4 protein-coding genes and 1 pseudogene are annotated in these 4,912 nt (G+C 65.7%); all 5 read right to left on the bottom strand.

Annotation, left to right across the window (positions count from 1 at the left end; all coding sequences use genetic code 11):
• The coding region (locus tag AC1D15_RS18015; protein ID WP_477827060.1) for an ABC transporter permease at window positions 1-806 on the bottom strand (806 nt) is incomplete at its 3' end.
• The gene (locus AC1D15_RS18020) at window positions 803-1,912 is read right to left on the bottom strand and encodes an ABC transporter ATP-binding protein (RefSeq protein WP_477827061.1); all 1,110 of its coding nucleotides are present in this window, start codon (window positions 1,910-1,912) and stop codon (window positions 803-805) included. The genes AC1D15_RS18020 and AC1D15_RS18015, both read right to left, overlap by 4 nt.
• A gap of 11 nt (window positions 1,913-1,923) precedes the next feature.
• Window positions 1,924-3,036: a polyamine ABC transporter substrate-binding protein gene (locus tag AC1D15_RS18025; protein WP_477827062.1), complete on the bottom strand. Its 1,113-nt coding sequence runs from the start codon at window positions 3,034-3,036 to the stop codon at window positions 1,924-1,926.
• Window positions 3,037-3,083: 47 nt separating this feature from the next.
• Entirely contained in the window at window positions 3,084-4,466 is a 1,383-nt protein-coding gene (locus tag AC1D15_RS18030; RefSeq protein WP_477827063.1) for an aspartate aminotransferase family protein, read from the bottom strand.
• Window positions 4,467-4,487: 21 nt separating this feature from the next.
• Window positions 4,488-4,912, bottom strand: a pseudogene (locus tag AC1D15_RS18035) (glutamine synthetase); the annotation flags it as partial.

Genomic DNA, 4,912 nt, shown 5'->3' on the forward strand with positions numbered 1-4,912 from the left:
TTGCTGAAGAACTCGTCCCACAGCACGCGGCCGATCATCAGCGTCTGCGGTCCGCCGAGCAGCTCGGGGGTGACGAACTCGCCGACGCAGGGGATGAACACCAGCATCGAGCCGGCGATGATGCCGGCCTTGGACAGCGGCACGGTGATGCGCCAGAACCCCTGCCAGGGTGTCGCGCCGAGGTCGGCGGCGGCCTCGAGCAGGCGCAGGTCCATCTTCGCGAGGTTGGCGTACAGCGGCAGGATCATGAACGGCAGGTAGGTGTAGGTCATGCCGATCACGAGCGAGAAGGGCGTGTTCATCAGCTTGCCGGGCACGTCGATCATGTCGGCGCGCACCAGCAACTGGTCCAGGCCGAGCCCGACGACGATGCGATGCACCCAACCGCCTTCCTCGAGCAGGCCTTTCCAGGCATAGACGCGCAGCAGGAAGGACGTCCAGAACGGCAGCATCACCAGCATCAGCAGCGCCGGCTGCAGCGACTGCTTCGCCCGGGCCATGAAATAGGCGAAGGGGTAGCCGATCGCCAGGCAGAGCAGGGTGGTGATGGCCGCGAACTTCAGGCTCGACACGTATGCCTTGAAGTACAGCGCGTCGCCGGTCATGAAGACGTAGTTGCCGAACTTCAGCGTGATCTTCAGTGCGCCATCGGCGACGCTCGTGATGTCGTTCGGCGTCACGGCGCCCATTTCCGACACGCTGTACTTCAGCACGATCAGGAAGGGCGCCAGGAAGAACACCAGCAGCCACAGATACGGAATGCCGATGACGGCGCTTCTCCCTCTCCACCAGCTCGGCGCTCTCATTGCGTCAGCACCACGTGAGCCGAAGGCGACCAATGCGCCCAGACTTCGTCGTCCCAGGTGAGCACGTCGTCGCGATGCCGCTCGGCGTTGTTCTGGCTGACCTTCAGCATCGCGCCGCTGGGCAGCTGGATGTGGAACACCGTGAAACTGCCGAAGTACGCGAGGTTCTTGACCTTGCCGCGGGCTCGGTTGTGCGGCCCGTGCTCGCCGTCGGGTGCCTGGCGCGAGAGCTGGATCTTCTCGGGCCGCAGCGCCACCGTCACCTCCATGCCCTCGGTGCCGGTGATGCCGTGGCCCACGTAGTGCGTGCAATCGGGGCAGGTGATCACCACGTGGTCCGGCTGGTCCTCGGTGACCGCACCGTCCATCAGGTTCACGTTGCCGATGAAGTCGGCCACGAAGCGCGTCGCCGGCGTCTCGTAGATGTCGGCCGGCGGACCGACCTGCAGGAAGCGCCCCTCGCTCATCACCGCGATGCGCGAGGCCATCGTCATCGCCTCTTCCTGGTCGTGCGTCACCATCACGCAGGTCACGCCGACCTCCTCGATGATGTTCACCAGCTCGATCTGCGTCTCCTCGCGCAGCTTCTTGTCGAGCGCCCCCAGCGGCTCGTCCAGCAGCAACAGCTGCGGCTTCTTCGCCAGGCTGCGCGCCAGCGCCACCCGCTGCTGCTGGCCGCCCRACAGCTGGTGCGGCTTGCGCTTGCCGTACTTGGTGAGCTGCACCAGCTTCAGCATCGCGTCGACCCGCTCGGCGATCTCGCCCTTCGGCAGCCGGTCGCGCCGCAACCCGAACGCGATGTTGTCCCACACCGTCAGGTGCGGGAACAGCGCGTACGACTGGAACATCATGTTCAACGGCCGCGCATACGGCGGCAGGCCGGCGAGATCCTTGCCGTCGAGCACGATGCGGCCCGAGGTCGGCGTCTCGAAGCCCGCCAGCATGCGCAGCAGCGTTGTCTTGCCGCAGCCCGACGAACCGAGCAGCGCAAAGATCTCGCCCTTCGCGATGTCGACGCTGACGTGGTTGACCGCGACGGCACCGCCGCCGAAATCCTTCACCACGTCCTCGATGCGCAGGAAACCGGCTTGCGGTGTGCTGGTCATCGCAGCCTCGCTCAGACGCCGGTCTTGAACGAGGTGTAGATGCGCGTCATCGTGCGCCGGATGTCGTTGGTCACCGCATCAGGCAGCGCCATCTTCTGCATGTCGGCATCGCCCGGGAACACCGTCGGGTTGCTCGCCACCTCGGGCTTGATGAACTTGCGCGATTCCTTGTTCGGGTTCGCGTAGAACACCTTGTTCGTCAGCGACGCATGCACCTCGGGCTTCATGATGTAGTTGATGAACTTGTGCGCGTTGTCCGGGTGCGGCGCATCGGCGGGGATCACCATCGTGTCGAAGAACAGCACGCCGCCGGTCTTCGGGATCAGCGCCTCGATCTTCTGGCCGGTCTTGCTGTCGATCGCGCGTTGGCGGGCGATGTTGATGTCGCCCGACCAGCCGAGCGCCACGCAGATCGAGCCGTTGGCCATGTCGTTGATGTAGCCCGACGAGCTGAACAAGGTCACCGACGAACGGATCTTCTTCAGCAGGTCCGGCACCGCCTGGTAGTCGCCGGCGTTGCGCGAGAACGCCGGCTTGCCGAGATAGTGCATCGCGGCCGRCACGATGTCGGTCGGCGAATCGAGGAAGGACACGCCGCACGACTTCAGCTTGCTGATGTACTCCGGCTTGAACACCAGGTCCCAGGCGTTGTCGGGCATCGGCAGGCTGCCGAGCGCGGCCTTCACCTTGTCGACGTTGATGCCCACCGTGGTGTAGCCCCACAGCCAGTCCACCATGTAGTCGTTGCCCGGGTCCAGCTTGGCGAGCGTCGCCTGGGTCTGCGGGTCCATGTTCTTCAGGTTCGGCAGCTTGCTCTTGTCGAGCTTGCGCAGCAGCCCGCCGTCGGCCTGCAGCTTGGCCCAGTACGACGACGGCACGACCACGTCGTAGCCGCTCTTGCCGGCCACCAGCTTCGCATGGACGATCTCGTTGTTGTCGAAGTTGTCGTAGCGCACCTTGATGCCGGTCTCCTTCTCGAAGTTGGCCAGCGTGTCCTCGGCGATGTAGTCGGACCAGTTGTAGATGTTGATGACCTTGTCTTCCTCCTGCGCAACGGCCGCCGTGCCCCACAGCATTGCAGCCACCGCACATCCCAATGCACCGAACACCTGCTTCATGGTCATGTCCTTCGTGTTGAGAGAAATCCGAACCTGAATCGTCGAACGCAAGATCAGAGCCAGCCGCGCTGCCTGACGTCGGCGAGGGTGAGGTCGAGGCACTTGCGGATCAGCGCGACCATCTCGTCGACCTGCGCGATCGTCATCACGAGCGGCGGTGCGACGATCATGCGGTCGCCGACCGCGCGCATGATCAGCCCGTTGCCGAAGCAGTGGCCGCGGCACACCATGCCGACTTCGAGCGCGCTGTCGAACACGCGGTTGGCCGACTTGTCCTTCACCAGCTGCAGCGCACCCATCATTCCGCAGGTCTGCGCCTCGCCGACCAGCGGATGCTCGCCGAGCTCGGCGAAGCGCGCCGCGAGATGCGGCCCGAGCTCGGTGCGCACGCGGTCGACCAGCCCCTCGCGCTGGATCAGCCGGATGTTGGCCAGCGCCACCGCGCACGCCACCGGGTGCCCGGAGTAGGTGTAGCCGTGGTTGAACTCGCCGCCTTGCTCGATCAGCACCTTCGCGATGCGATCGCCGACCATCACGCCGCCGAGCGGGATGTAGCCCGAGGTCACGCCCTTCGCGAAGGTCATCAGGTCGGGCTTGAAGCCCATCGTCTCGCAGCCGAACCAGCGGCCGGTGCGCCCGAACCCGGTGATGACCTCGTCGGACACCACCAGGATGCCGTGCTTGTCGCAGATGCGCTGGATCGCCGGCCAGTAGCTCGAGGGCGGCACGATCACGCCGCCGGCGCCTTGCACCGGCTCGCCGATGAAGGCGGCCACCTTGTCGGCGCCGACCTCGAGGATCTTCGACTCCAGCCAGTCGGCTGCGCGGATGCCGAACTCCTCGCGGTTCATGCCCTGGCCGTTCTCGAACCAGAACGGCTGCTCGATGTGGGTGATGCCCGGGATCGGCAGCCCGCCCTGCGCGTGCATGCCGCTCATGCCGCCGAGCGAGGCGCCGGCCATCGTCGAGCCGTGGTACGCGTTGTGGCGGCTGATGATCACCGTGCGCTCCGGCTGGCCGAGCACGTCCCAGTAGCGCCGCACCATGCGCACGACGGTGTCGTTGCCCTCGGAGCCGGAGCCGCTGAAGAACACATGCTTGAACTGCGGCGGCGTCACCTGCGCCAGCAGCTCGGCCAGCTCTATCGCCGGCGGCGTCGCGGTCTGGAAGAACGAGTTGTAGAACGGCAGCTGCTTCAGCTGCGCGGTCGCCGCGTCGATCAGCTCCTGGCGGCCGTAGCCGACGTTGACGCACCACAGGCCGGACATCGCGTCGAGGATCTTGTTGCCCTCGCTGTCCCACAGGTAGATGTTGTCGGCCTTGGTGATGATGCGCGAGCCCTTGGCCGCGAGCGACTTGAAGTCGGTGAAGGGATGTAGGTAGTGCGCCGCGTYGGCGGCCTGCCAGTCTTTCGTATTGCGCTTGGTTTCAGTCATCGCAAAGTCTCCGGATCTTGTTCACACATGCAGCAGGAGATGCTCGCGCTCCCACGGCGAGATCACCTTCATGAACTCGTCGTGCTCGATCTCCTTGATCTCGGAGTAGACGGTGATGAACGGCTTGCCCAGCACGTCGTGCAGGTCCTTCTCGTCGGCGAGCCAGCCCAGCGCCTCGCTCAGCGAGCGCGGCAGCTGGTACTCCGACAGGTAGGCGTCGCCTTTGCACTCGGCGGCCGGCTCGATCCTGTTCTTGATGCCGAGGTAGCCGCAGGCGAGCGTGGCGGCGAGCGCCACGTACGGGTTCGCGTCGGCGCCGATCACGCGGTTCTCGACGCGCCGCGCCGCCGGCGTCGCCACCGGCGAGCGGATGCCCACCGTGCGGTTGTCGGTGCCCCACTGGATGTTGATCGGCGCCGCGGTCGAGCGCGCGAGCCGGCGGTACG

The organism is Rhizobacter sp. P2_H2 (genome assembly GCF_056403375.1).